The 21,867-nt window shown below is 66.6% G+C and carries 21 protein-coding genes; 8 read left to right on the top strand and 13 right to left on the bottom strand.

Going from position 1 to position 21,867, the window contains the following annotated elements; all coding sequences use genetic code 11:
• Nucleotide 1: 1 nt before the first annotated feature.
• The 6 genes from AC1M14_RS13075 to AC1M14_RS13050 form a co-directional block, all read right to left on the bottom strand.
• Entirely contained in the window at nucleotides 2–703 is a 702-nt protein-coding gene (locus tag AC1M14_RS13075) for an ABC transporter ATP-binding protein (protein WP_102771261.1), read from the bottom strand.
• Nucleotides 703–1,470, bottom strand: coding sequence for a high-affinity branched-chain amino acid ABC transporter ATP-binding protein LivG (gene livG / locus AC1M14_RS13070; RefSeq protein WP_102771262.1), 768 nt, complete (start codon nucleotides 1,468–1,470; stop codon nucleotides 703–705). Before livG ends, AC1M14_RS13075 begins: the two co-directional genes overlap by 1 nt.
• Nucleotides 1,467–2,702: a high-affinity branched-chain amino acid ABC transporter permease LivM gene (locus AC1M14_RS13065; RefSeq protein ID WP_168202115.1), complete on the bottom strand. Its 1,236-nt coding sequence runs from the start codon at nucleotides 2,700–2,702 to the stop codon at nucleotides 1,467–1,469. Before AC1M14_RS13065 ends, livG begins: the two co-directional genes overlap by 4 nt.
• Nucleotides 2,702–3,628, bottom strand: a complete 927-nt coding sequence (livH, locus tag AC1M14_RS13060; protein WP_479731749.1) for a high-affinity branched-chain amino acid ABC transporter permease LivH — start codon at nucleotides 3,626–3,628, stop codon at nucleotides 2,702–2,704. The genes AC1M14_RS13065 and livH overlap by 1 nt, the downstream gene beginning before the upstream one ends.
• Nucleotides 3,629–3,818: 190 nt before the next feature.
• On the bottom strand, nucleotides 3,819–4,934 hold the full coding sequence (locus tag AC1M14_RS13055; protein WP_102771265.1) for a high-affinity branched-chain amino acid ABC transporter substrate-binding protein: 1,116 nt from the start codon (nucleotides 4,932–4,934) through the stop codon (nucleotides 3,819–3,821).
• 337 nt (nucleotides 4,935–5,271) lie between these two features.
• A complete protein-coding gene (locus AC1M14_RS13050) occupies nucleotides 5,272–6,177 on the bottom strand; it encodes a LysR substrate-binding domain-containing protein (protein ID WP_479731748.1) in 906 nt (301 codons plus the stop codon).
• Between the two features lie 115 nt (nucleotides 6,178–6,292).
• On the opposite strand from AC1M14_RS13050, the gene AC1M14_RS13045 reads away from it, so the two are divergent.
• From AC1M14_RS13045 to AC1M14_RS13035, 3 genes are read left to right on the top strand one after another with little or no spacing between them, the layout of a single operon-like run.
• Nucleotides 6,293–7,456 (top strand): CaiB/BaiF CoA transferase family protein, encoded by a 1,164-nt coding sequence (locus AC1M14_RS13045; RefSeq protein WP_479731747.1) that lies wholly within the window; start codon nucleotides 6,293–6,295, stop codon nucleotides 7,454–7,456.
• Complete coding sequence (locus AC1M14_RS13040) at nucleotides 7,453–8,256, top strand: citryl-CoA lyase (protein ID WP_479731746.1); 804 nt, start codon at nucleotides 7,453–7,455, stop codon at nucleotides 8,254–8,256. The genes AC1M14_RS13045 and AC1M14_RS13040 overlap by 4 nt, the downstream gene beginning before the upstream one ends.
• Nucleotides 8,257–8,300: 44 nt before the next feature.
• Nucleotides 8,301–9,317, top strand: a complete 1,017-nt coding sequence (locus AC1M14_RS13035) for a Bug family tripartite tricarboxylate transporter substrate binding protein (RefSeq protein WP_479731745.1) — start codon at nucleotides 8,301–8,303, stop codon at nucleotides 9,315–9,317.
• An 85-nt stretch (nucleotides 9,318–9,402) separates the two neighbouring features.
• On the opposite strand, the gene AC1M14_RS13030 is transcribed toward AC1M14_RS13035, so the two are convergent.
• Together AC1M14_RS13030 and proC are read right to left on the bottom strand one after the other, a co-directional pair.
• Complete coding sequence (locus AC1M14_RS13030; protein WP_102771271.1) at nucleotides 9,403–9,957, bottom strand: queuosine precursor transporter; 555 nt, start codon at nucleotides 9,955–9,957, stop codon at nucleotides 9,403–9,405.
• Nucleotides 9,954–10,787, bottom strand: a complete 834-nt coding sequence (proC, locus tag AC1M14_RS13025) for a pyrroline-5-carboxylate reductase (RefSeq protein WP_479731744.1) — start codon at nucleotides 10,785–10,787, stop codon at nucleotides 9,954–9,956. The genes AC1M14_RS13030 and proC overlap by 4 nt, the downstream gene beginning before the upstream one ends.
• A gap of 194 nt (nucleotides 10,788–10,981) precedes the next feature.
• Here proC and ugpB point away from each other — a divergent pair, with 194 nt between their 5' ends.
• The 4 genes from ugpB (at nucleotide 10,982) to AC1M14_RS13005 (ending at nucleotide 15,386) form a co-directional block, all read left to right on the top strand.
• Complete coding sequence (gene ugpB / locus AC1M14_RS13020) at nucleotides 10,982–12,295, top strand: sn-glycerol-3-phosphate ABC transporter substrate-binding protein UgpB (protein WP_102771273.1); 1,314 nt, start codon at nucleotides 10,982–10,984, stop codon at nucleotides 12,293–12,295.
• A gap of 197 nt (nucleotides 12,296–12,492) precedes the next feature.
• Nucleotides 12,493–13,374: a sn-glycerol-3-phosphate ABC transporter permease UgpA gene (ugpA, locus tag AC1M14_RS13015; RefSeq protein WP_102771274.1), complete on the top strand. Its 882-nt coding sequence runs from the start codon at nucleotides 12,493–12,495 to the stop codon at nucleotides 13,372–13,374.
• An 18-nt stretch (nucleotides 13,375–13,392) separates the two neighbouring features.
• Entirely contained in the window at nucleotides 13,393–14,244 is an 852-nt protein-coding gene (gene ugpE / locus AC1M14_RS13010; protein ID WP_102771275.1) for a sn-glycerol-3-phosphate ABC transporter permease UgpE, read from the top strand.
• Between the two features lie 53 nt (nucleotides 14,245–14,297).
• The gene (locus AC1M14_RS13005; RefSeq protein WP_102771276.1) at nucleotides 14,298–15,386 is read left to right on the top strand and encodes a sn-glycerol-3-phosphate import ATP-binding protein UgpC; all 1,089 of its coding nucleotides are present in this window, start codon (nucleotides 14,298–14,300) and stop codon (nucleotides 15,384–15,386) included.
• A gap of 48 nt (nucleotides 15,387–15,434) precedes the next feature.
• Here AC1M14_RS13005 and AC1M14_RS13000 read toward each other — a convergent pair whose 3' ends face one another.
• The 5 genes from AC1M14_RS13000 to AC1M14_RS12980 form a co-directional block, all read right to left on the bottom strand.
• A complete protein-coding gene (locus AC1M14_RS13000; protein WP_479731743.1) occupies nucleotides 15,435–16,325 on the bottom strand; it encodes a MipA/OmpV family protein in 891 nt (296 codons plus the stop codon).
• A gap of 34 nt (nucleotides 16,326–16,359) precedes the next feature.
• Complete coding sequence (locus AC1M14_RS12995) at nucleotides 16,360–17,454, bottom strand: serine hydrolase domain-containing protein (RefSeq protein WP_479731742.1); 1,095 nt, start codon at nucleotides 17,452–17,454, stop codon at nucleotides 16,360–16,362.
• A gap of 117 nt (nucleotides 17,455–17,571) precedes the next feature.
• Nucleotides 17,572–18,885, bottom strand: coding sequence for an ATP-binding protein (locus AC1M14_RS12990; protein WP_102771279.1), 1,314 nt, complete (start codon nucleotides 18,883–18,885; stop codon nucleotides 17,572–17,574).
• A complete protein-coding gene (locus AC1M14_RS12985; protein ID WP_102771280.1) occupies nucleotides 18,878–19,579 on the bottom strand; it encodes a response regulator in 702 nt (233 codons plus the stop codon). The genes AC1M14_RS12990 and AC1M14_RS12985 overlap by 8 nt, the downstream gene beginning before the upstream one ends.
• A gap of 95 nt (nucleotides 19,580–19,674) precedes the next feature.
• Nucleotides 19,675–20,802 (bottom strand): branched-chain amino acid ABC transporter substrate-binding protein, encoded by a 1,128-nt coding sequence (locus AC1M14_RS12980; RefSeq protein WP_111825079.1) that lies wholly within the window; start codon nucleotides 20,800–20,802, stop codon nucleotides 19,675–19,677.
• 268 nt (nucleotides 20,803–21,070) lie between these two features.
• Here AC1M14_RS12980 and AC1M14_RS12975 point away from each other — a divergent pair, with 268 nt between their 5' ends.
• Nucleotides 21,071–21,667: an RBBP9/YdeN family alpha/beta hydrolase gene (locus tag AC1M14_RS12975; RefSeq protein WP_102771834.1), complete on the top strand. Its 597-nt coding sequence runs from the start codon at nucleotides 21,071–21,073 to the stop codon at nucleotides 21,665–21,667.
• The last annotated feature ends 200 nt before the right edge of the window (nucleotides 21,668–21,867 follow it).

The raw sequence follows: 21,867 nt of genomic DNA, 5'->3' as shown, positions 1-21,867 counted from the left end.
CTCAACCGCCCAGGTACGCCTTGCGCACCTGGTCGTTGACCAGCAGGTTGGCGCCGCTGTCCTGCAGCACCACCCGGCCGTTCTCCAGCACGTAGCCGCGGTCGGCCACGCCCAGCGCCTTGTTGGCGTTCTGCTCCACCAGGAACACGGTCACGCCCTGCTCGCGGATCTCGCGGATGATGTCGAAGATCTGCGCGATCACCAGCGGGGCCAGGCCCAGCGTGGGCTCGTCCAGCAGCAGCAGGCGCGGACGCGTCATCAGCGCGCGGCCGATGGCCAGCATCTGCTGCTCGCCGCCCGACATCAGGCCGGCGCGCTGGCTGGCGCGCTCCTTGAGCCGCGGGAACAGGCCGTAGACGTGGTCGATGCCCGCCTCGATCTCGTCGCGCTTGGAGAAGAAGCCGCCCATCTTCAGGTTCTCGGCCACCGTCAGGTCCTTGAAGACCCGCCGCCCTTCGGGCGAGATGGCGATGCCGCTGCGCATGACGTGGTGGGTGTCCTTGTGGGTGATGTCCTCGCCCTCGAAGGTGATCCTGCCCTCGCGCGCCCGGGGATTGCCGCAGACCGTCATCAGCAGCGTCGTCTTGCCGGCGCCGTTGGCGCCGATGAGCGTGACGATCTCTCCCTTGTTGACCTCCACCGACACGCCGTTGAGCGCCTGGATGGCCCCGTAGTAGGTATGTATGTTTTCCAGCTTAAGCATCATTCCTCCCCGAGGTACGCCTTGATGACGCGCTCGTCGTTGCGCACCTGCTCGGGGGTGCCGGTGGTGATGGGCTTGCCGTGCTCCATGACGAGGATGCGGTCGGAAATGCCCATGATCAGGCTCATGTCGTGTTCGATCAGCAGCACCGCCACGCCGAACTCCCGCCGCAGCTGGTCGATCAGCGCCTGCAGGTCGCGCTTTTCCTGCGGGTTCAGGCCGGCGGCTGGCTCGTCCAGCATCAGCAGGCGCGGCTTGGTGATCATGCAGCGCGCGATCTCCAGGCGGCGCTGGTGGCCGTAGGCCAGGTTGCCCGCCTCGCGGTTGGCATACTCGCGCAGCCCCATGAAATCCAGCCACTGGGCCGCGCGCGCCAGCGCATCGGCCTCGGACTGGCGATAGGACTTGAGCTTGAGCAGCCCCGGCAGCAGCCGCGACTCCACCTGCGTGTGCTGGGCGACCAGCAGGTTCTCCAGCACGGTCAGCTGCTTGAACAGCCGCACGTTCTGGAACGTGCGCACCAGGCCGTGGCGCGCCACCTTGTGGCTGGGCAGGCCGGTGATGGCCTGGCCGTCCATGATGATCTCGCCCGCCGTCGGCGAATAAAAGCCGCCCACGCAGTTGAACACGGTGGTCTTGCCGGCCCCGTTGGGGCCGATGATGGCGAACACCTCGTCGGATTTGACTTCGAACGCCACGCTGTCGACGGCCAGCAGGCCGCCGAACCGCATGGTGAGCCCGGAAACTTTCAGCAATGCCTCGCTCATTTGGCCAGCTCCACGTGGGGACGCTTCATGGGCAACAACCCCTGCGGACGCCACATCATCATCAACACCATCACCAGGCCGAACATCAGCATCCGGTACTCGGCGAACTCGCGCGCCACCTCGGGCAGCACCGTCAGCAGCACGGCCGCCAGGATCACGCCCACTTGCGAGCCCATGCCGCCCAGCACCACGATGGCCAGGATCAGCGCCGATTCGATGAAGGTGAAGGACTCCGGATTGACCATGCCCTGGCGCGCCGCGAAGAACGCGCCGCCGAAGCCCGCGAACATCGCGCCCAGCGTGAACGCCGAGAGCTTGATGCGCGTGGGGTTCAGGCCCAGCGAACGGCAGGCGATCTCGTCCTCGCGCAGCGCCTCCCAGGCACGGCCGACCGGCATGCGGATCAGCCGGGTCGACACGAACAGCGTGATCAGCGCCAGCAGCAGCGCCATCAGGTACAGATAGATCACCATGTGCTGGTTCTCGAAGGTCCAGCCCATGAAGTCATGGAACGTGGTGCCCCCTTCCGTGCTGGCGCGGCGCGTCATCTCCATGCCGAACACCGTCGGCTTGGGAATGCCGGAAATCCCGTCCGGGCCGCCGGTCAGCGTGTTCAGGTTGATCAGCAGCAGCCGGATCATCTCGCCGAAGCCCAGCGTCACGATGGCGAGGTAGTCGCCCCGCAGCCGCAACACCGGAAAGCCCAGGATGAAGCCGAACAGCGCCGCCATCGCGCCCGAGAACGGCAGCGCTTCCCAGAAGCTCCAGCCGCCCCAGTGGTACAGCAAGGCGTACGTATAGGCGCCCACCGCGTAAAAGCCCACGAAGCCCAGGTCCAGCAGGCCGGCGAAGCCCACCACGATGTTCAGGCCCAGGCCCAGCATCACGTAGATCATCACCAGGGTGGCGATGTCCACCGAACTGCGGCCGGCGAAGAACGGCCAGATCACCGCGATCGCCAGGAGCAGCAGCGCCAGCGGCTTGTGGCTCTTGGCCGGCGCCGCCGGCAAGGTGGGCAGGCCCGTCTTGAGCTTCTGGAAGGGTTTGGCGATCCAGGGCCGCAGCAGCTGGAACACGAACACCACCGCGGCGGCGATCGCCACCAGCGACCAGTTGGCCTCCATGCTGGTGCGCGCGCCCTGGCGGATCAGTTGCAGGCCGAAGACCGGCGTGACGATGACCGCCGTCAGCACGGCCGCCATCGTGGCGTTTTTAAGAGTGTTGTTCGACATCAGACTTTTTCCACCTCAGGTTTGCCCAACAGCCCGGTGGGACGGAATAGCAGGATCAGGATCAGCAGCGAGAACGCCACGATGTCCTTGTACTGCGACGAGATGTAGGCGGCCGCGAAGGTCTCGGCCAGCCCCAGCAGCACGCCGCCGAGCATGGCGCCCGGGATGCTGCCGATGCCGCCCAGCACCGCCGCGGTAAAGGCCTTGATGCCTGCCAGAAAGCCGATGAAGGGATTGAGCTTGCCGATGGTGATGGCGATCAGCACGCCGCCCACCGCCGCCAGGATCGCGCCCATCACAAAGGTGAACGAGATCACCCGGTTGGTGTCGATGCCCAGCAGATTGGCCATTTGCATGTCCTGCGAGCAGGCGCGCGAGGCGCGGCCCATGCGCGAATACTTGATGAACAGCGTCAGCGCGATCATCAGCAGCACCGTCACCACGATGATCATCAGCCGCGAATACGGCACCGTCACATCGAAGTCGGAGCCCATCTGGAACTGCCAGGCGCCCGAGACCAGCGAAGGCACGGCCATGTCGCGCGCGCCCTGGCCCAGGGCCACCCAGTTCTGCAGGAAGATCGACATCCCGATGGCCGAGATCAGCGCCACCAGGCGTGGGCTGCCGCGCACCGGGCGGTAGGCCACCCGTTCCACGGAAAAGCCGTAGATGCCGGTGACCACGATGGACACGACCAGCATGGCCGCGATGATGAACGGCATCGGCAGGCCGCTGTTGGTGCCGATGGCGGTCAGTGTGACCAGGCCGACATAGGCGCCGATCATATAGATTTCGCCGTGGGCGAAGTTGATCATACCGATGATGCCGTAGACCATTGTGTAGCCGATGGCGATCAACGCATAGATCGCGCCCAGAGACAATCCATTGAAGAATTGCTGGGTAAGTTGGGGTATGAGGTCAGACATTATTTATCTTGCTCCAAATAGTTCCGGCTCCGGTAGAGAGACCCGGAGCCGGAAACCTGGGCGTATTTTATAAGGGCCTGCCGCCGCTTCCCGCCGCCCCCGCAGCGCTTTTGGCGCTTGCCATGCGGATGGCGGCAAAACGAGGACGACAGACCCTACACGCCGGCGAGCCGCCGGCGGGATCGCGAGTTTACAGCTGGGTCTTCTTGCCGTTCTTGTCCCACTTGTAGACCGCGAACTCGAAGTTCTTTAGGTCGCCCTTGGCGTCGTACTCGACCTTGCCGATCCCGGTGTTGAAGGTCGTCTTGTGCATGTAGTCGGCCACCTTGGCGGGGTCCTCGCCCACCGCGTTGATGCTGTCGGCCAGGATCTGCACGGCGGCGTACGCCGGCATCTGGAAGGCGCCGTCCGGATCGCGCTTGGCGTCCTTGAACGCCTTCACGATGCCTTCGTTGCCCGGCAGCTTGGTGAAGTCGGCCGGCAGGGTCACCAGCAGGCCTTCGATGGCCGGGCCGGCGATCGCCACCAGGTCCTGGTTGGCCGTGCCTTCCGGGCCCATGAACTGGACCTGCAGGCCCTGCTCGCGCGACTGGCGCAGCAGCAGGCCGAGCTCGGGGTGATAGCCGCCGAAGTACACCAGGTCCACGCCGGCCGACTTCAGCTTGGTGATGATGGCCGAATAGTCGCTGTCGCCGACGTTGATGCCTTCGAACATCGCCACGTTCACGCCTTCCTTGGCCAGCGTGTCCTTGACCTGCGTGGCCACGCCCGAACCGTAGGTCTGCTTGTCGTGCAGCACGGCGACCTTCTTGGGCTTGAGCGTCTTGGCGATGTAGTTGGCGGCGTACGGACCCTGCTGGTCGTCGCGGCCGATGGTGCGGAAGAAGAAATGCGGCTTGATGGTGTCGGTCACCAGCGGCGAGGTCGCGCCCGGGGTGATGCCGACGATGCCCTCTTCCTCATAGACCTTCACCGCGGCCACGGTCACGCCCGAGCACGCATGGGCCACGGCGAACTTGGCGCCGGAGTTGACCACGCGGTTGGCGGCGGGCACGGCCTGCTTCGGTTCGCAGCCGTCGTCGATCAGGATGGGCTCGAGCTTCTTGCCCTTGACCCCGCCCTTGGCGTTGATGGTCTCGATGGCCGTCAGCGCACCGGCCTGGATCTGGTCGCCGTACTGCGTGTTGGGCCCGGTCATGGGCTGGGGAATGCCGATTTTGATCGTGTCGGCTGCATGCACGGCGCCGGCCAGGGCAAGTGCACCAAGCGCGACGGCTACCGGGGTAAGACGATGCAGAAACTTCATGCGGAGTTCTCCAGCGAGGTTGTGAGCGGCTCTGTTCGGCACGCATTTACGGCATTTATTCCGATATTGCGCGACGCCCGTCGCCGGCTTCTTGGGCGAAATCACGATGTGGGCGGTATTCTGGAAGCAAGCCGCCACACTGTCACTGCGTGTAATCCCCAATATTTTTCGAGCCGCCTTTAATCGTGACGGATTGGCTCCGCAAGCCCATGAAATCGCAGGAGAATTCGCGAACAGAGCTTGCAAGACCGCTGGCGCACCCCACGAAAATCGTGCATGCGGGTTTATATGCGATGGCCATTAATACGACGTTTAACCGCGCATTCGAATACAGTACTTACTCGGGACTTACGGATAATGCGGCCTGCCCCAGCGCGCGCCTGCGCAATAGCGCCACGAATGCGCGGCATGCGCGGCTTTGCGGATGCGCATTATTGAATAGCAGGCCCGGCGTGCGCATGGGCGTGGGATTTTCCATGGGTATCAGGCGCAGCCCGGGGTCCGGCGCGATCGCGCTGGCCGCGGCGATGGCGCCCACGTTCATGCGCGCGACCATGCCCAGCATGGCGGCGATAGTGTTCATCTCCGCGACGACCTCGGGCGCCGCGCCCGCGGCCTGGAAACACTCGTCCAGGATCCGCCGCGTCGAAAACCCGGCCGGCAGCATCACCAGCGGCTCGCGATGCAGCTCGATCATGCGGATGCGCCGCCGCCCGGCCAGCGGATGGCTGGCCGACACCACCAGCACCAGTTCCTCGTTGAACAACGGCTCGAAGCGCAGCGCGCTGGCGCCTTCGGGCCGGTAGGCCACGCCGATGTCCAGCCGGCCGGCCTCCAGCTCGCTGGCGATGGCGTCTGCCGGCAACTCTTCGATCAGCACCTTCACCCCGGGGCTGCGCTGCAACAGCTGCGCCACGCAATCCGGAATGAAATTCAGATTGAAGGTATGGGTGGTGCCGACCCGAACCAGGCCCGTCACCAGCGCGACGTCCTGCTTGATCGCGCCCAGCCCCTGGTCGATCTCCCTGAGCGCGCGCTGGGCGTAGGCCAGGAAAGTCTCCCCCGCCTCCGTCATCACCACGCGCTTGCCGATGCGGTCGAACAGGCGCTGCCCCACCTCGTCCTCCAGTTGCCGGATCTGGTGGGACAGGGTCGATTGCGTCACGTGCACGCGCTCGGCCGCCCGCGTGAAATTCAGCGACCCGGCCAGCGCAATGAAGTACCGGAGATGCCGCAGCTCCATGTCTTGCCCCCAAACAATCGATGGCATCAATGATGATGGATGATATTAATCATTTTCATCTTTTCTCGGCGGCCGATAGTCTTGCGGTTCGCAGCAATCCGCAAGAGGAACACTCATGTCCAAGGTATTGGATGGCATCACCGTCATCGAACAGGGAACCTTCATTACCGGCCCCGCGGCCGCAATGCTGCTGGCCGACCTGGGCGCGAACGTCATCAAGGTCGAGCAGCCGGGCACGGGCGACCCGTTCCGCGCCTTCAAGGGCGGGCTGTACAGCCCGCACTACCAGACCTACAACCGCAACAAGCGCAGCATCGAACTCGACGCCAAGAACCCCGAGGACGCGCGCGTATTCGACGAACTGATCCGCGAGGCCGACGTCTATATCCAGAATTTCCGCCCCGGGGCCGCCGAGCGCCTGGGCGCCGGCGAGGCGCGGCTGCGCGCCATCAACCCGCGCCTGGTCTATTGCGCGATCAGCGGCTTCGGCCAGACCGGCCCGGCGGCCGGACGCCCGGCCTACGACACCGTGGCCCAGGCCGCCAGCGGATTCCTCAACCTGCTGGTGAATCCGGAACATCCCCGCGTCGTGGGGCCGGCCATCGCCGACTCGCTCACCGGCTTCTACGCCGCCTACGGCATTCTCGGCGCCCTGGTCGAACGCGCGCGCACCGGCGCGGGCCGCAGCGTCGAGGTCTCCATGCTGGAGGCCATGTGCCATTTCAACCTGGACGCCTATACCCATTACTTCGCCGAGAACGAAGTCATGGGCCCCTACAGCCGGCCCAGCGTCTCGCAGTCCTACGCCCTGACCTGCGCCGACGGCAAGAAGCTGGCCCTGCACATGTCATCGCCCGAGAAATTCTGGCGCGGCCTGGCCGACGCCATGGAACGCCCCGACATCCTGCAAGACCCGCGCTTCGCCACGCGCGAAGGCCGCATCGCCAACCATGCGGCGCTGATCGCCGTGCTCGACGGCGTGTTCGCCGGCCGTACCCGCGAACAATGGTGCCGCCGCCTGACCGAAGCGGACGTGCCGCACGCCCCCATGTACGACACGGCCGAAGCCCTGCAAGACCCGCAGGCGCGCCACCTGCAACTCGAAATCGAAGGCACGCATCCCACGCTGGGCCCCTGGCGCACCGTGCGCTCGCCCGTCAGCTTCGACGGCCAACGCGCCTGCGACGTGACGCCCCCGCCCCTGCTGGGCGAACACAACTCCCAGATCCGCGCCGCGTTGGCCAGCCGCAACCCCACTACCCCCCAGGACCCGTCATGAAAATCGGCAAAAGCACCATCCCCCGCACCGCCATCTGCACCTCCGACGAACACACCATCGTGGTGCGCGGCGAAGACCTGTGCAAAGACCTGATCGGCCGCATCTCCTTCACCGACTACTTCCATCTGCTGGTCACCGGCCGCCGCCCCGACGCCGCGGCCACCGCCGTGCTGGACGCCACCCTCGTCGCCATCGCCGAACACGGCTTCGTGCCCAGCGTGCAGGCCGCCCGCATGACGCTGGCCGCCGCGCCCGACGCCATGCAGGGCGCGGTCGCCGCCGGCCTGCTGGGCTGCGGCTCGGTCATCCTCGGCGCCTCGGAAACCGCCGGCCGGCTGTTGGCCGAAATCAAGGACTGCGCCGAACAGAAACAGATCGACCTGGACGCCGCGGCGCTCGACATGCTCAAGCGCTACCGCGCCGAAGGCAGGCCCATCCCCGGCTACGGCCATCCCCTGCACAAGACCCGCGACCCCCGCGTGGCGCGGCTGTTCGAGGTGGCGCGCGACTGCGGCTCGGACCAGACCTACGTCGAAATCGCCGAAGCCGTCGAACGCCAGATCCCCGAAGTGCTGGGCAAGGCCCTCAAGCTCAACGTCTCCGCCGCCATCCCGGCGGTGCTGCTGGGCGCCGGGTTTCCGCTGCAGGCCCTGCGTGGCGTGCCGCTGCTGGCCCGGACCGCCGGCCTCATCGCCCACCTCAACGAAGAACTCCAGCAGCCCTCGGGCTTCGCCCTCTCTTACCAGGCCACCCGCGAACTGCAATACGACGGCGAGGTGCCGGAACACCCCGCAGCATGACGCCCACCATATACGGCGCTAAAAACACACAGGAGACAAACATCATGCAACCGACCACCGCCCGCCCGCGGCCCGTCCGCCCCAACCCCATGCGCCGCGCCCTTGCGGCGCTGGCCCTGGGCGCCTGCGCGCTGGGTCTCGTCCCACAGCCGGCGCGCGCCGCCGCCTTCCCCGAACGCCCGATAAAAATGATCGTCCCGTTCGGCCCCGGCACCACCACCGACACCGTGTCCCGCATGCTGGCCGACGCCATGTCCAAATCGCTGGGACAACCCGTCATCATCGAAAACCGCGCCGGCGCCGGCGGCTCCATCGGCACCGAACTCGTCGCCCGCGCCCCGGCCGACGGCTACACCCTGGTCATGGGCACGGTCGGCACGCACGCCATCAACAAAGCCCTCTATCCCAAGCTCGGCTACGACCCCTTGCGCGACTTCAAGCCGGTCGCGCTGGTCGGCTACACCCCGACCCTGCTGGTGGTCGGCGCCGGCTCGCCGGTGCGCAGCCTCCAGGACCTGGCGGCCGCCGCCGCCAAACCCGGCGGCATCAGCTTCGCCTCCGCCGGCACCGGCACCTCCGGCCACCTGGCCGGCGAACTGCTCAAGTCGCGCCTGGGCGGCACCATGGTGCACATCCCCTACAAAGAAGGCAGCCAAGCCCTGACCGACGTCATGTCCGGCCAGACCCAGTTCATGTTCTACCACCCGCTGGCCGTGCTGCCGCACATCAAGTCCGGCAAGATGCGCGCGCTCGGCACCTCCGTCATGCGCCGCAGCGCCTCCGCGCCGGACGTGCCCACCATCGCCGAACAGCTGGGCGGCGAATTCGACCTGCAGGCCTGGTTCATGCTGTACGCCCCCGCCGCCACGCCCGCTCCCGTCCTGCAAACCCTGCGCGACTCCGCCGCCGCGGCGCTGTCCAGCCCGGACATCGTCGCCAAGCTCGAAGCCCAGGGCCTGGAGAAAAGCGACGTGGCCATGAGCGGCATCGACAAATTCGGCCAGGACGAACTGGATAAATGGTCCAACCTGATCCGGCAATCGGGAGCGCAGGCGAATTGAGGATCGCGGCGGTGTGGCGCGAGCGTGCCGCCGTTCGCCATGTGCCCATCCTCGCGGGCGGCTTGCGGTTCCCCGGTGTGGGCTTTCAGGCGTTGGCCGGTTTGGCCAGGTTCCACATCAGGGCGCGGAACGGCGCCAGCATGCTGACGTTGACCGCCAGCTTGACCGCCAGGTCGCCCAGCATCCAGGTGACCCAGGGCGCGCCGGTGGCGGCGAAGGCGACGCTGAAGAACACGGCGGTGTCGAGCATGGCGCCCAGCGTGCCGGAGACCAGCGGCGCGCGCCACCAGCGCTGGTCGCGCATGCGGTCGAAGACCTGGATGTCGGCCAGCTGCGCGCAGATATAGGCCAGGCCCGAGGCCAGCGCGATGCGCGGCGACGCCACCCATACCGATACGATCAGCGCAGCGGCAAAGCCGCACCAGGCCACGCGGCGCGCGGCCGCGGGACCGAAGCGGCGGTTCAGCAGGTCGGTGACCAGGAACGCCACCGGGTAGGACAGCCCGCCCCAGGTCAGCCAGTCGTTGAGCGGCACCTGGACCAGGATGTTCGAGCCCACCACCACCAGCAGCATGCACAGCACGGCGATGCCGAACTGCGTGCGGCTCATGGCCGGGAAGCGTCGCGCCGCCGTGCTCATTTGCCGAACTCCTGCGCCAGCTCGCGCGAGCGCCGCGCGGCCGCGGCCATGGCGTCTTCCACGATGCCGGCGAAGCCCGCGGCGCCGAAGGCGTCGAGCGCGGCGGCGGTGGTGCCGCCCTTGGACGTGACGCGTTCGCGCAGCGTGGACAACGGCTCGGACGATTCGGCGGCCAGGCGCGTGGCGCCGGCCAGCGTGCCCAGGGCCAGCTGCTTTGCCTGCTCGGCCGTCAGCCCGACCTTCTGGCCGCCGGCGACCAGCGCCTCCAGGAACAGGAATACGTAGGCCGGGCCGCTGCCGGACAGGGCCGTCACGCCATCGAGCGCGGCGTCGTCCTTGACCCAGACCACCTCGCCCACGCTGGACAGCAGTTCTGCCGCCAGTTCGCGGTCGGCCTGGCCGACGCCGTCGAGCGCGGCCAGCCCGGTCATGCCCGCGCCCACCAGGGCCGGCGTGTTGGGCATGCAGCGCACCAGGCGCTTGAACGGCGCCTCGGGCGTGCCCAGCCAGCCGGCCAGCGTGTCGGCGCGGATGCCGGCCGCGACGCTTACCACCAAAGTGTCTTCGCGCAACCACTGACGCGTGGAAGCCACAACGTCTTTCATGTTCTGTGGCTTGACAGCGAAAACCCATACGCGGGCGCGCGCGAGGGCCTCGTCGGGGGCCGTCGCGGTGGTCATGCCGCGGGCCTGCCAGGCGGCATGGGCCTCCTGGTTTATGTCAATGACATGGATGCGGTCGGCGGCGCATACTTTGCCCGCCAGGCCAGATGCCAGGGCGGCCGCCATATTGCCGCCACCAATGAACGCAATCGAAAGTTCGTTTTTCATAGCCGGCGATTGTAATCGGTAGTTCCCGTAGGGGAAAAAAGGAAAAATGTTCGTTCGCGCCTAAAACGCGCAATTTGACAGGCGTTTAGAGTGATGTGAAAGTCACGGTTTTGTCACAAACAATTCATAAGGTGTCGTGTTTTTCGTGCCCGGACACCCCGGTCGCAACACGCCCAACCTGGAGGAACCTCTCTATGCGATCCCACCGTATTGCCTTAACTTTTGCCGCCATCATGACGGCTTTTGCCGGCGCCTCGGCGCAGGCAGCCACCGAGATCCAGTTCTGGCACTCGATGGAAGGCGCCCTGGGCGACCGGGTGAACGGCCTTGTCGAAGAGTTCAACAAGAAAAACCCCGATTACCAGGTCAAGGCAGTTTACAAGGGCAACTACGGTGAATCCATGAACGCCGGCATCGCCGCGTTCCGCGCCGGCAATGCGCCCGACATCCTCCAGGTGTTCGAAGTCGGCACCGCCACCATGATGTACGCCAAGGGCGCCATCAAGCCGGTGCAGCAGATGTCCGAGGAAGCCGGCAACCCGATCGATCCGAAGGAATTCATCGGCGCCGTGGCCGGCTACTATTCGTCGGCCGACGGCAAGCTGGTGTCGATGCCCTTCAACAGCTCGACCGTGGTGTTCTACTACAACAAGGACGCCTTCAAGAAGGCCGGCCTGGACGCCGACAATCCGCCCAAGACCTGGGAAGAACTGGCCGCCGCCGGCCAGAAGCTGAAGGCCGCCGGCCAGGAATGCGGCTACACCACCTCGTGGCCGTCGTGGGTCCAGCTGGAGACGTTCTCGGCCTGGCACAACGTGCCGTACGCCACCAAGGACAACGGCTTCGGCGGCCTGGACGCGCGCCTGGCGGTCAACACCCCGCTGCACGTGCGCCACCTGGACAACCTGGCCAAGCTGGCCAAGGACGGCATCTTCATGTACGGCGGGCGCGGCGACGAGCCGAACTCGCTCTTCATCAGCGGCAAGTGCGCCATGATCACCGGCTCGTCGGGCCTGCGCGCCAACATCGCGAAGAACGCCAAGTTCGAATTCGGCACCTCGACCCTGCCCTACTACGCCGACGTGCAGGGCGCGCCGCAGAACACGATCATCGGCGGCGCCTCGCTGTGGGTCTTCGCCAACAAGAAGCCGGAAACCTACAAGGGCGTGACCGCGTTCTTCAAGTTCCTGGCCAGCCCGGAAATCGCCGCCCGCTGGCACCAGCAGACCGGCTACGTGCCCGTCACCAAGGCCGCCTACGAGCTGACCAAGAAGGAAGGCTTCTACGACAAGAACCCGGGCACCGAAGTCGGCGTCAAGCAGCTCAACGTCGAGACCACCGCGCAGTCGCGCGGCCTGCGCCTGGGCTTCCTGCCGCAGATCCGCGAGATCGAAGACGCCGAAATCGAACGCATCGTGTCGGGCAAGGTCTCGGCCAAGGACGGCGCGGAGAACATCGTCAAGCGCGGCAACGAGCTGCTGGAAAAGTTCGAGAAGAGTGTAAAGTAACGCCCCTCTGAATTGCCGGCCCGGTTCTATCAATCGGTATTTTCCATGCCGTGACAAGGACTTGGGTCATTCAGCACCACGCAGTACAAGGCTTAAGGCCCTGCTTTTCTGGGGCTTTAAGCCTGTCGCATTTTATGAAGGCGGTTTCAGGCGGCGGTTAATCCAACCGCCGTTTTTGTGTACCTTGGGTTCCCCCTATGGAAAAACGCGTTGTATTCGGGCACAAGACCCTGCCCTATCTGCTGCTCCTGCCGCAGATTGCCATTACGGTGGTCTTCTTCTTCCTGCCCGCCGGACAAGCCATGTGGCAGTCCATGCGGCTCGAAGACGCCTTCGGCCTGTCCTCCGAATTCGTCGGGCTGGATAATTTCATCGACCTGTTCTCGCAACAGGCGTACCTCGATTCCTTCCGCGTCACCGCGGTGTTCTCCATCCTCGTGGCGGTGGTGGGCCTGGGCGTGTCGCTGCTGCTGGCCGTCATGGCCGACCGCGTCATCCGCGGCGCCGGTCTCTACAAGACGCTGCTGATCTGGCCCTACGCCGTGGCGCCCGCCGTGGTCGGCGTGCTGTGGCTGTTCCTGTTTTCGCCTTCCGTCGGCATCCTGGCCGTGGCGCTGCGCCACGCCGGCGTCGACTGGAACCCGCGCCTGGACGGCAACCAGGCCATGCTGCTGGTGCTGATCGCCGCGGTATGGAAGCAGGTGTCGTACAACTTCCTGTTCTTCCTGGCCGGCCTGCAGTCGATTCCGCGCTCGCTCATCGAAGCCGCCGCGATCGACGGCGCCAGCCCGGCGCGCCGCTTCTGGAGCATCGTGTTCCCGCTGCTGTCGCCCACCACCTTCTTCCTGCTGGTGGTCAACATCATCTACGCCTTCTTCGACACCTTCGCCGTCGTCGACACGACCACGCAGGGCGGTCCCGGCACGTCGACCTCGATCCTGGTCTACAAGGTGTACAGCGACGGCTTCCGCGGCCTGGATCTCGGCTCGTCCGCGGCCCAGTCGGTGGTGCTGATGTTCATTGTGATTGCCTTGACGGTCGTGCAGTTCCGCTACGTCGACCGCAAAGTGCAGTATTGATTTTCGAGGCTGATAACAATGGTTGAACGCCGTCCCTGGCTGGATATTCTGGCCCACGTCATTCTGCTCTGCGGCGTGGCGATGGTGGCATTTCCGCTCTACGTCACTTTCGTCGCGTCCACCCAGACCGCGCAGGAAGTGGCTTCCGCGCCGATGTCGCTCATTCCCGGCAAGCATTTCGTCGACAATTACATGCAGGCCCTGTTCGGCGGCTCGTCGGGCGGCTCTTCGGGCGCGCCCGTGGGCCGCATGATGTACGTCAGCCTGATCATGGCGCTGGCGATTTCCATCGGCAAGATCGCCATCTCGCTGCTGTCGGCCTTCGCGGTGGTGTACTTCCGCTTCCCCGGCCGCATGTTCTTTTTCTGGATGATCTTCGTCACGCTGATGCTGCCGGTCGAAGTGCGCATCGCGCCCACGTACAAGGTGGTGGCCGACCTTGGCCTGCTCAACAGCTACGCCGGCCTGACGCTGCCGCTGATCGCCTCGGCCACGGCCACGTTCCTGTTCCGGCAGTTCTTCCTGACCGTGCCGGACGAGCTGATCGAGGCCGCGCGCATCGACGGCGCCGGGCCCATCCGCTTTTTCCGCGACGTGCTGCTGCCGCTGTCCAAGACCAGCATCGCCGCCCTCTTCGTGATCCAGTTCATCTACGGCTGGAACCAGTACCTGTGGCCGCTGCTGGTGACCACGCAGGAAGACATGTACCCCGTCGTCATCGGCATCAAGCGCATGATCAGCGGCGGCGACAGCGTGACCGAATGGAACATCACCATGGCCACCGCCATGCTGGCGATGATCCCGCCGGCGCTGGTCGTCATCCTGATGCAGAAATGGTTCGTCAAGGGTCTGGTCGACACTGAAAAGTGACCCCCGCTCTCCCGCCCTCGCCGCCCCAACACGACTCCGTATACGAATAACACATGGCTACTCTCAGCTTTCGCAACGTCAAGAAAACCTATGCCGGCAATGTGCCGGTCATCCATGGCATCGACATGGACGTCAAGGACGGTGAATTCATCGTCATCGTCGGCCCGTCGGGCTGCGGCAAGTCCACCCTGATGCGCATGGTCGCCGGCCTGGAGACGGTCACCAGCGGCGAGATCCTCATCGAGGACAAGGTCGTCAACAACCTGGAGCCGGCCGAACGCGACATCGCGATGGTGTTCCAGAACTACGCGCTCTACCCGCACATGACCGTGTTCGAGAACATGGCCTATGGCTTGAAGATCCGCAAGTTCTCCAAGGAAGAGATCAAGAAGCGCGTGGACGCGGCCGCCCAGATCCTGGAGCTGTCGCACCTGCTGGACCGCCGCCCGCGCGCGCTGTCCGGCGGCCAGCGCCAGCGCGTGGCCATGGGCCGCGCCATCGTGCGCGAGCCCAAGGTGTTCCTGTTCGACGAACCGCTGTCGAACCTGGACGCCAAGCTGCGCGTGGCGATGCGCCTGGAAATCATGAAGCTGCACCGCCGCCTGGGCACGACCAGCCTGTATGTGACGCACGACCAGGTCGAGGCCATGACCCTGGCCCATCGCATGATCGTCATGTACCAGGGCGTGCCCGAGCAGATCGGCACGCCGATGGAAGTGTTCGAAAAGCCCGCCTCCACCTTCGTGGCCGGCTTCATCGGCTCGCCCCCGATGAACCTGATGGAAGTGAACGTAGCCGGAGACGGCACGATGGAGACGGTGGACGGCACCCCGCTGGAAATCTCGCCGCTGGACGTGCCCGCCCCGGTGCGCGGCCGCAAGGTGATCCTGGGCATGCGCCCCGAGCACATGCTGCTGAACACGCAGGGCGTGCCGGCCGAAGTGGAAATGGTGGAAACGCTGGGCTCCGAGCAGCTGGTGCACTGCCGCTGCGGCAAGGCCACGCTGGTGGTCCGCTGCACCACGCGCCAGCTTTCGGAATCGTCGGCCAAGGTCGGCAACCGCGTCAACGTGGGCTCGGACGGCCGCCACCCGCTGCACTGGTTCGAACCCGATACCGGCCGCCGCGTGCAAGGCCTGTAAGCCTGCACATGCATCCCCGGCCCCGCGCGGGGCCGGCATTACTCCTGCTCAATACGTGTAGGTCACCATCGTGCCGATGGTGTATTGGTTGCGCTCGCGCACGATGGGACTGTCGGCGGCGTCGCCGAACAGGCGCCGCGCCTCCGCCCCCACCGTCCACGACCATGACTCGTCCAGCGGCAGCGTCCATGTCGCGCCCAGGCCCACGCTCTCCAGGCCGCCCTTGGGACTGTAGCGGCGATAGCCGGAATTGGCCGACTGGCGCGCGCTGACGCCATACCAGGTACGCATGTAGTTGCCGTCGCCGAAGGTGCCCGACAGCGCCACCGACACCAGGCCGGCCGCGCCTTCGTAGACCGTGGCGCCGGCGCCCAGGGTCAGCATGGTGTAGGCGCTGCCCACGTCGCTGTCGCCGCTCTTCTTGAAGGCGTGCGCCAGCGTCGCCGACAGGGTCACCGGGCCCAGCGTGGTCTCGGCGTCCATGCCGATCTGCGCGCGGCTTTTGATCTCGCCCATGCCGCGCAGCTTGTCCGACCCCTCGAAGCCATGCTTGCGGTCCTTGCGCGACGCGCTGGGCGCCAGGTAGAAGCGGAAGGTGCTGTCCAGCGCCTCGGTCTCCCAGCCCAGCCCGTGATCGGTGCCCAGGAAGAAGCCGTGCGGCCCGCGCACCCCCAGCCCGACGATGGGCACCGCCGAGCCTTCGTCGCTGCCGCTGTAGCGCGGCGCGTAGCCCACGCCCAGCGTCCCGTAGAACAGCCATTCGCCGGCCGGCCCTTGCGCGTCGGGCACGGTCAGGCCGCGTGAAGTGGCCCCGCGCTGGCCATAGACCGAATTGACGGCGACCTCGTCGGCGGCCAGGCACAGGCCCGGGCCCAGCGAGAGCAGGCAGGCCGCGCCGACGCGGCGCACGGACACGGACGAGCGAAGAATACGCTTCATGGGAGGGTTCCTGGAAACAGGTTGAGGAAAGGATTCAGTCGGCGTCGCCGCGCTGCCTGGCCTGGCGCATCAGCGCCATCGCCACCGCGGAGATCGAAGCCACCAGCGGCTCGCAGGTGTCGGAATTGCCCATGACCAGGACCGCCAGCTTCTCCCGCGGCGCCAGCACCCAGCGGGAATGGAAGGCCTCGGTCGCGCCGCGATGCATGCGCAGCGGCGCTTCGTCCATCATGTCCGCGCAGGGCGCGGCCAGCCACGACAGCGCCAGCCGGCATTCCAGGCCCATGCCGCTGGCCACCGTCTCCAGGTCCAGCACCGCGTGCGCCGAGCCGGCGCTCAGCACCCGCCTGCCCTCATGGGCGCCGCCGGCGAACAACATGCTGGAGAAACGCGCCATCTCGGTCGTGCTGAGCCACAGTCCGTCGGCCGGCGGATTGGCCTGCGGCGCCTCGGCCCACGGGTGGCCGCGCCGATAGCCCGCCGCGCGCAGCTGCAGCATGCGCGGCCCCGGCTCGAAGCCGGCGCGCGGCATGTTCACCGGCCGCAGGATGGCGCGGCGCATATAGGCGTCGAAGGGTTCGCCGGCCGCCTGCGCCAGCATGTCGCCCAGCAGCGCGTAGGCCATGTCGGCGCGGGCCCGGCCCATGGTGTCTTCCGGCGCGTCCGGACGGACCGCCATCAGGCCGCGCGCGGTGAAGGGATGCGCGCCCAGCCACTGCATGGCGTTGCGGCGCGGCTGCAGCTCCCAGTCCGGCAGCGCCTGCGAGGCCGGCCGGTCCAGCCCCAGCGCGCCGTCATCGGCGGCGCGCAGTACGCCGGCGGCGGTGACGACCTTGCTGATGGCCCCGACCCGGTACAGCGTGTCGCCGCTGGCCTTGCGGTGCCGCGCCACGTCGGCATAGCCGAAGCCGGTGCTCCAGACCACGCGCTGGTCGTCGACCAGCGCGATGGACAGGCCGGGCACGTTCTGCGCGTCCATGTCGTAGGCGATGCGCTGGGCCAGGTAGCCGATCACCGCCGCGTAGTCGCCCGGCGCGACGGCGGCGGGCGCGGCGGGCGGCACGCCCTGGCAGCCGCCGATCACGGCCAGCAGGGATGCGACGGCAAGCAGGCGGCTCAGGCAAAACATGGCGGACGGCGGCTCCTCTGAACGAAAGTGCCGTCATGCTAGCCATGCGCCTGCGCGCGATCTTTCCCGCTTTGTATGGAGTTTGTGAAGATCGTCGCGGGAGTTTGTGAAGTTGCTTTACGTACTGCGGCCCGGCGCGGAAAGCGCCTTCCACGCGATGACGAAGCGCGCCCCGCCCAGCGGGCTGTCTTCGGCGCGCACCGAGCCGTTGTGCCAGCGCGCCACCCGGCTCACGATCGCCAGCCCCAGGCCGACGCCGCCGGTTTCGCGATCGCGGCTTTCATCCAGGCGGATGAAGGGTTCGAAAATGCGCTCGCGATCCGCCGGCGCGATGCCGGGGCCGTCGTCGTCCACCATCAGCACGTACTCGCGCGCCGAACCGCCCAGCAGGCTGACCTGGACCCGGCCGCCCGCGTGCCGGATGGCGTTCTGCAGCAGATTCAGGAGCGCGCGCGTCATGTAGCGCTGGTGCAGATGCACCTCGGGCACCTGGCACTGCGCCACCTCGCAGCGCACGCCCGCCACGCCGGCCTCGAAACCCGCGTGCTGCACCACCGATTCGAGCCAGCCGCGCGCGTCCTGCGGCTGCAGCGCGACGCCGTCGCCCTTGTGCTCCAGCCGGGCGTACATCAGCAGTTCCGAGGCCATGCTGTCCAGCTCGGCCACGTCGCTCTTCATTTCCTCAACCAGGCGCCGGCGCGCCTCGGGATCGTCCTCGCGGTCCATCATGTCCAGCTCGAACGACAGCCGCGCGATCGGCGTGCGCAGTTCGTGCGAGACGGCGTTGGTCAGTTCCCGCTGGTTGCTGACCAGCGCGCTGATCCGCTCGGACATCTGATTGAAGGTGTCGCCCAGGCCCCGTATGGTGGAATGCCGCGACAGCCGGGCGCGCGCCTGCAGGTCGCCCTGCCCCATGCGCTGCGCCGCCGTCTTCAGCGCCTCCAGGTCGCGCCAGGTGGGCAGCGCCCACACCAGCATGAAAGCGCCCAGCAGCAGCGTCAGCGCCGAATACACCGCCACCAGCACCCAGGGCCCGACCGGCGGCTCGGCCGGCAGCTTCATTTCCAGCCATTGATCGCCCGGCCCCGGCAGCGCCGCCACGAAGGTCTGCATCTCGTCGCGGATGAAAAAGCTGCCCGCGGCGATGAGTTTGCGTTCGGCCTCGCTCGCCTCGAAGCTGGCGGCCGGCGCCACCCTCAGCCCCAGACCGTAGTGCGGCGCCAACCGGTCGCGCACATAGGCCTCGCGGTCGGCGGCGGGCACCTGGCCCAGCTCGCGCACCAGGCTGTACATCTGGCCGCGCACGGCCTGGCGCGTATAGCCTTCGCTCAGCGGCTCGAAAAGGTAGGAGGCCGAGCGGTCCACCACCTGGCTCGAAATCACGAACCCCACGGCCAGCACCACGAACAGCCGCAGGATGAACCTAAGCATCGTCGCCCTCTTGCGCCCTGGGCGAGAACAGATAGCCCTTGCCCCAGACCGTCTTGATGCGCGCCGGATCGCGCGGATCGTCGTCGAGCTTGCGGCGCAGCTTGCTCACGCACACGTCCACGCTGCGATCCAGCCCGTTGAACTCGATGCCGCGCACCGCGTTGAGCAAGTCGTCGCGCGTGAGCACCTGGCCGGCCTGGCTGGCCAGCGCCCACAGCATCTCGAACTCCATCGTGGTGAGATCGACTTCCACGCCGGCATGGACCACCGCGCGGTTGCGCCGGTCGATGGCCAGCGGGCCGAACTCCAGGCGCTCGGGCGGTTCGTCGGCCTGGCCGTGGCGCCGCAGCAGCGCCCGCACCCGCGCCAGCAGCACGCGCGGCTCGACCGGCTTGATCACGTAGTCGTCGGCGCCCGACTCCAGGCCCAGGATCTGGTCCAGGTCATCCTCGCGGGCCGTCAGCATCAGGATCGGCGCCGAGGAAAACGCGCGCAGGTCGCGGCAGACCTGCAGCCCGTCGCGGCCCGGCAGCATCAGGTCCAGGATGGTGATGGCGGGATCGTGGCGGCGAAACGCCTCCACCGCCTGGTCGCCGCGAAAGGCCTGCGCGACGTTGAAGCCGTGCTGCTCCAGGAACTGGGCGATCAGGCGCGAGAGTTTCGGATCGTCTTCGACGAGCAAAGCCTTGGTCATGGGTGTGCAGGATGAAATCGATGGCGAAATAAAAACCGGGCCGCAAGTCTAGCTCACGGCCCGGTCGGCATCACTGGGCGGCAGGCCGCCCGGGATTACTTGTAGACGGTCTTGGAGCCGTCCTTGTGCCAGACGAACACGTCGAACTCGAAGTTCGTCAGGTCGCCCTGCTTGTTCCACGACACCTTGCCGATCGGGGTATCGAAGGAGTTGGCGTGCAGGTACTTGGCGACCTTGGTGGGATCGTCCGTGCCCGCGCCCTTGATGCCGTCGGCGATGACCTGGGTGGCCGTGTAGGCCGTCATCTGGAAGGCGCCCGCGGCGTTGCGCTTCTTGGCCTGGAAGGCCTTGACGATGTCGGCGTTGGCGGCGTTCTGGGTGAAGTCGGCCGGCAGCGTCACCAGCATGCCTTCGACCGCGTCGCCGGCGATGGCGTTGATGTCCGGGTTGCCCGTGCCTTCCGGACCCATCCACTTGGCCTTCACACCCTGCTCGGCCGCCTGGCGCAGCAGCAGGCCCATTTCAGGGTGGTAGCCGCCGTAGTAGACGAAGTCCACGCCCTGGCTCTTGAGCTTGGTGATGACGGCCGAGTAGTCGCTGTCGCCAGCGTTGATGCCTTCGAAGAACGCCACGGTGACGCCGCCCTTTTCCAGGTCGTTCTTGACCGCGGTGGCGATGCCCTGGCCGTACGATTGCTTGTCGTGCAGCACCGCGACCTTCTTGGGCTTGATCTTGTCCAGGATGAACTTGGCGGCCGCAGGACCCTGCTGGTCGTCGCGCCCGATGGTGCGGAAGATGAACTCGTAGTTCTTGCCGTCGGTCAGGGCCGGCGACGTGGCCGAGGGGGTCACCATGACCACGCCCTCGTTGTTGTAGACGTCGGCGGCGGCGATGGTGGCGCCCGAGCACACGTGGCCCACGACGAAGCCGATCTTGCTGTTGACCACGCGGTTGGCGGCGACCGGGCCCTGCTTGGGCTCGCAGCCGTCGTCGATCACCACGGTTTCCAGCTTCTTGCCGTTCACGCCGCCGGCGGCGTTGATGCGCTCGATTGCCGTATCGACGCCCTCACGGACCATATCGCCATACTGGGTGACCGCGCCGGTGGTGGGGCCGACGACGCCGATCTTGATGGTTTGCGCCTGCGCGGCCGCGCCGAACGCCATGCCCGCGGCGACGCCCAGCGCGGCGATGACCGGGGTCAGACGGAATACTGGCTTCATGTTGGACTCCTCTAATGATTTGTAATCGTTAGTTCCGCACCCGTGCGCACGCCGGTTGTTTCCGTGTTCACGCCCGGTTACGGTGCATTAGCACGGCAAGCATACACTGAAAAATACCCCTGTTTGCAGGGCGCGCGACCCGCTTTTAGACGAGGGCGGCGCGTAAACCGCGGCGGCCGCCGCGCTCGCAGCCTTATGCCCGTCGCCGTATATGCAAAAGACGATTTATTCGTTTGAGTTACTAAAGCGGCGCGGCATGATGGCCGCCATGAGACTCCAACCGATCATCGTCCCGGGCTGGAAAAACTCCGGACCCGACCATTGGCAATCGCGCTGGGCCGCGTCCCTGCCGCTTGCGGTCCGCCTTGAACAGTGCGACTGGCAGAACCCGGTCGCCGCGCAATGGATCGCCACGCTGGCCGCGGAAGTGGATCGGGCCCGCAGCCCCGTGCTGCTGGTCGCTCACAGCCTGGGCTGCCTGGTCAGCGCCGCGCTGCCGGTGCCGCTGCGCGCCAAGGTCGCCGGCGCCCTGCTGGTGGCGCCGGCCGACGTGGAACGCGCCGACGCGCCCGAGTGCCTGCGCAGCTTCGCGCCCGTGCCGCGCCAGCCCTTGCCCTACCAGAGCGTCGTGGTCGCCAGCGACGACGATCCCTATTGCAGCCTGGACCGCGCCCGCGCCTTTGCCGGCGACTGGGGCAGCCGCATCGTCATCCTCTCCGGCGCCGGCCACATCAACGCCGACAGTGGCCTGGGCGACTGGCCGCAAGGCCTGAAACTGCTCGGCGCCCTGCGCCGCCGGGCGTCCTGGCGCATTCCCACCCCCGCCAAGCGCATCCCGCCCATTCCGCTCTACGACGCGTCCTAGACGCCCGCAGCCGTGCTGCGCGGTCATCCTGGTTGCGTAAAATCACGCATCCAGACTACTGTTTGCAACAGAAATGCACCGGAAATTCTTGTAATCGCCGGATGATTTCCGCAAACCTTTCAGCACACGCCACTTGCGCAACAACCCTTACGCCCAGTTGAAGCGTTTTGATTAATCTTGCTCCAATTTGGTTACATATG

The sequence above is a fragment of the Achromobacter sp. SX5 genome (assembly GCF_056711425.1).
This window is presented reverse-complemented; position numbering and strand designations above follow the sequence as displayed.

Coding starts and splice junctions, on each gene's coding strand:
- AC1M14_RS13075 (WP_102771261.1), bottom strand. CDS start 703: ATGCTTAAGCTGGAAAACATACATACCTACTACGGGGCCATCCAGGCG.
- livG (WP_102771262.1), bottom strand. CDS start 1,470: ATGAGCGAGGCATTGCTGAAAGTTTCCGGGCTCACCATGCGGTTCGGC.
- AC1M14_RS13065 (WP_168202115.1), bottom strand. CDS start 2,702: ATGTCGAACAACACTCTTAAAAACGCCACGATGGCGGCCGTGCTGACG.
- livH (WP_479731749.1), bottom strand. CDS start 3,628: ATGTCTGACCTCATACCCCAACTTACCCAGCAATTCTTCAATGGATTG.
- AC1M14_RS13055 (WP_102771265.1), bottom strand. CDS start 4,934: ATGAAGTTTCTGCATCGTCTTACCCCGGTAGCCGTCGCGCTTGGTGCA.
- AC1M14_RS13050 (WP_479731748.1), bottom strand. CDS start 6,177: ATGGAGCTGCGGCATCTCCGGTACTTCATTGCGCTGGCCGGGTCGCTG.
- AC1M14_RS13045 (WP_479731747.1), top strand. CDS start 6,293: ATGTCCAAGGTATTGGATGGCATCACCGTCATCGAACAGGGAACCTTC.
- AC1M14_RS13040 (WP_479731746.1), top strand. CDS start 7,453: ATGAAAATCGGCAAAAGCACCATCCCCCGCACCGCCATCTGCACCTCC.
- AC1M14_RS13035 (WP_479731745.1), top strand. CDS start 8,301: ATGCAACCGACCACCGCCCGCCCGCGGCCCGTCCGCCCCAACCCCATG.
- AC1M14_RS13030 (WP_102771271.1), bottom strand. CDS start 9,957: ATGAGCACGGCGGCGCGACGCTTCCCGGCCATGAGCCGCACGCAGTTC.
- proC (WP_479731744.1), bottom strand. CDS start 10,787: ATGAAAAACGAACTTTCGATTGCGTTCATTGGTGGCGGCAATATGGCG.
- ugpB (WP_102771273.1), top strand. CDS start 10,982: ATGCGATCCCACCGTATTGCCTTAACTTTTGCCGCCATCATGACGGCT.
- ugpA (WP_102771274.1), top strand. CDS start 12,493: ATGGAAAAACGCGTTGTATTCGGGCACAAGACCCTGCCCTATCTGCTG.
- ugpE (WP_102771275.1), top strand. CDS start 13,393: ATGGTTGAACGCCGTCCCTGGCTGGATATTCTGGCCCACGTCATTCTG.
- AC1M14_RS13005 (WP_102771276.1), top strand. CDS start 14,298: ATGGCTACTCTCAGCTTTCGCAACGTCAAGAAAACCTATGCCGGCAAT.
- AC1M14_RS13000 (WP_479731743.1), bottom strand. CDS start 16,325: ATGAAGCGTATTCTTCGCTCGTCCGTGTCCGTGCGCCGCGTCGGCGCG.
- AC1M14_RS12995 (WP_479731742.1), bottom strand. CDS start 17,454: ATGTTTTGCCTGAGCCGCCTGCTTGCCGTCGCATCCCTGCTGGCCGTG.
- AC1M14_RS12990 (WP_102771279.1), bottom strand. CDS start 18,885: ATGCTTAGGTTCATCCTGCGGCTGTTCGTGGTGCTGGCCGTGGGGTTC.
- AC1M14_RS12985 (WP_102771280.1), bottom strand. CDS start 19,579: ATGACCAAGGCTTTGCTCGTCGAAGACGATCCGAAACTCTCGCGCCTG.
- AC1M14_RS12980 (WP_111825079.1), bottom strand. CDS start 20,802: ATGAAGCCAGTATTCCGTCTGACCCCGGTCATCGCCGCGCTGGGCGTC.
- AC1M14_RS12975 (WP_102771834.1), top strand. CDS start 21,071: ATGAGACTCCAACCGATCATCGTCCCGGGCTGGAAAAACTCCGGACCC.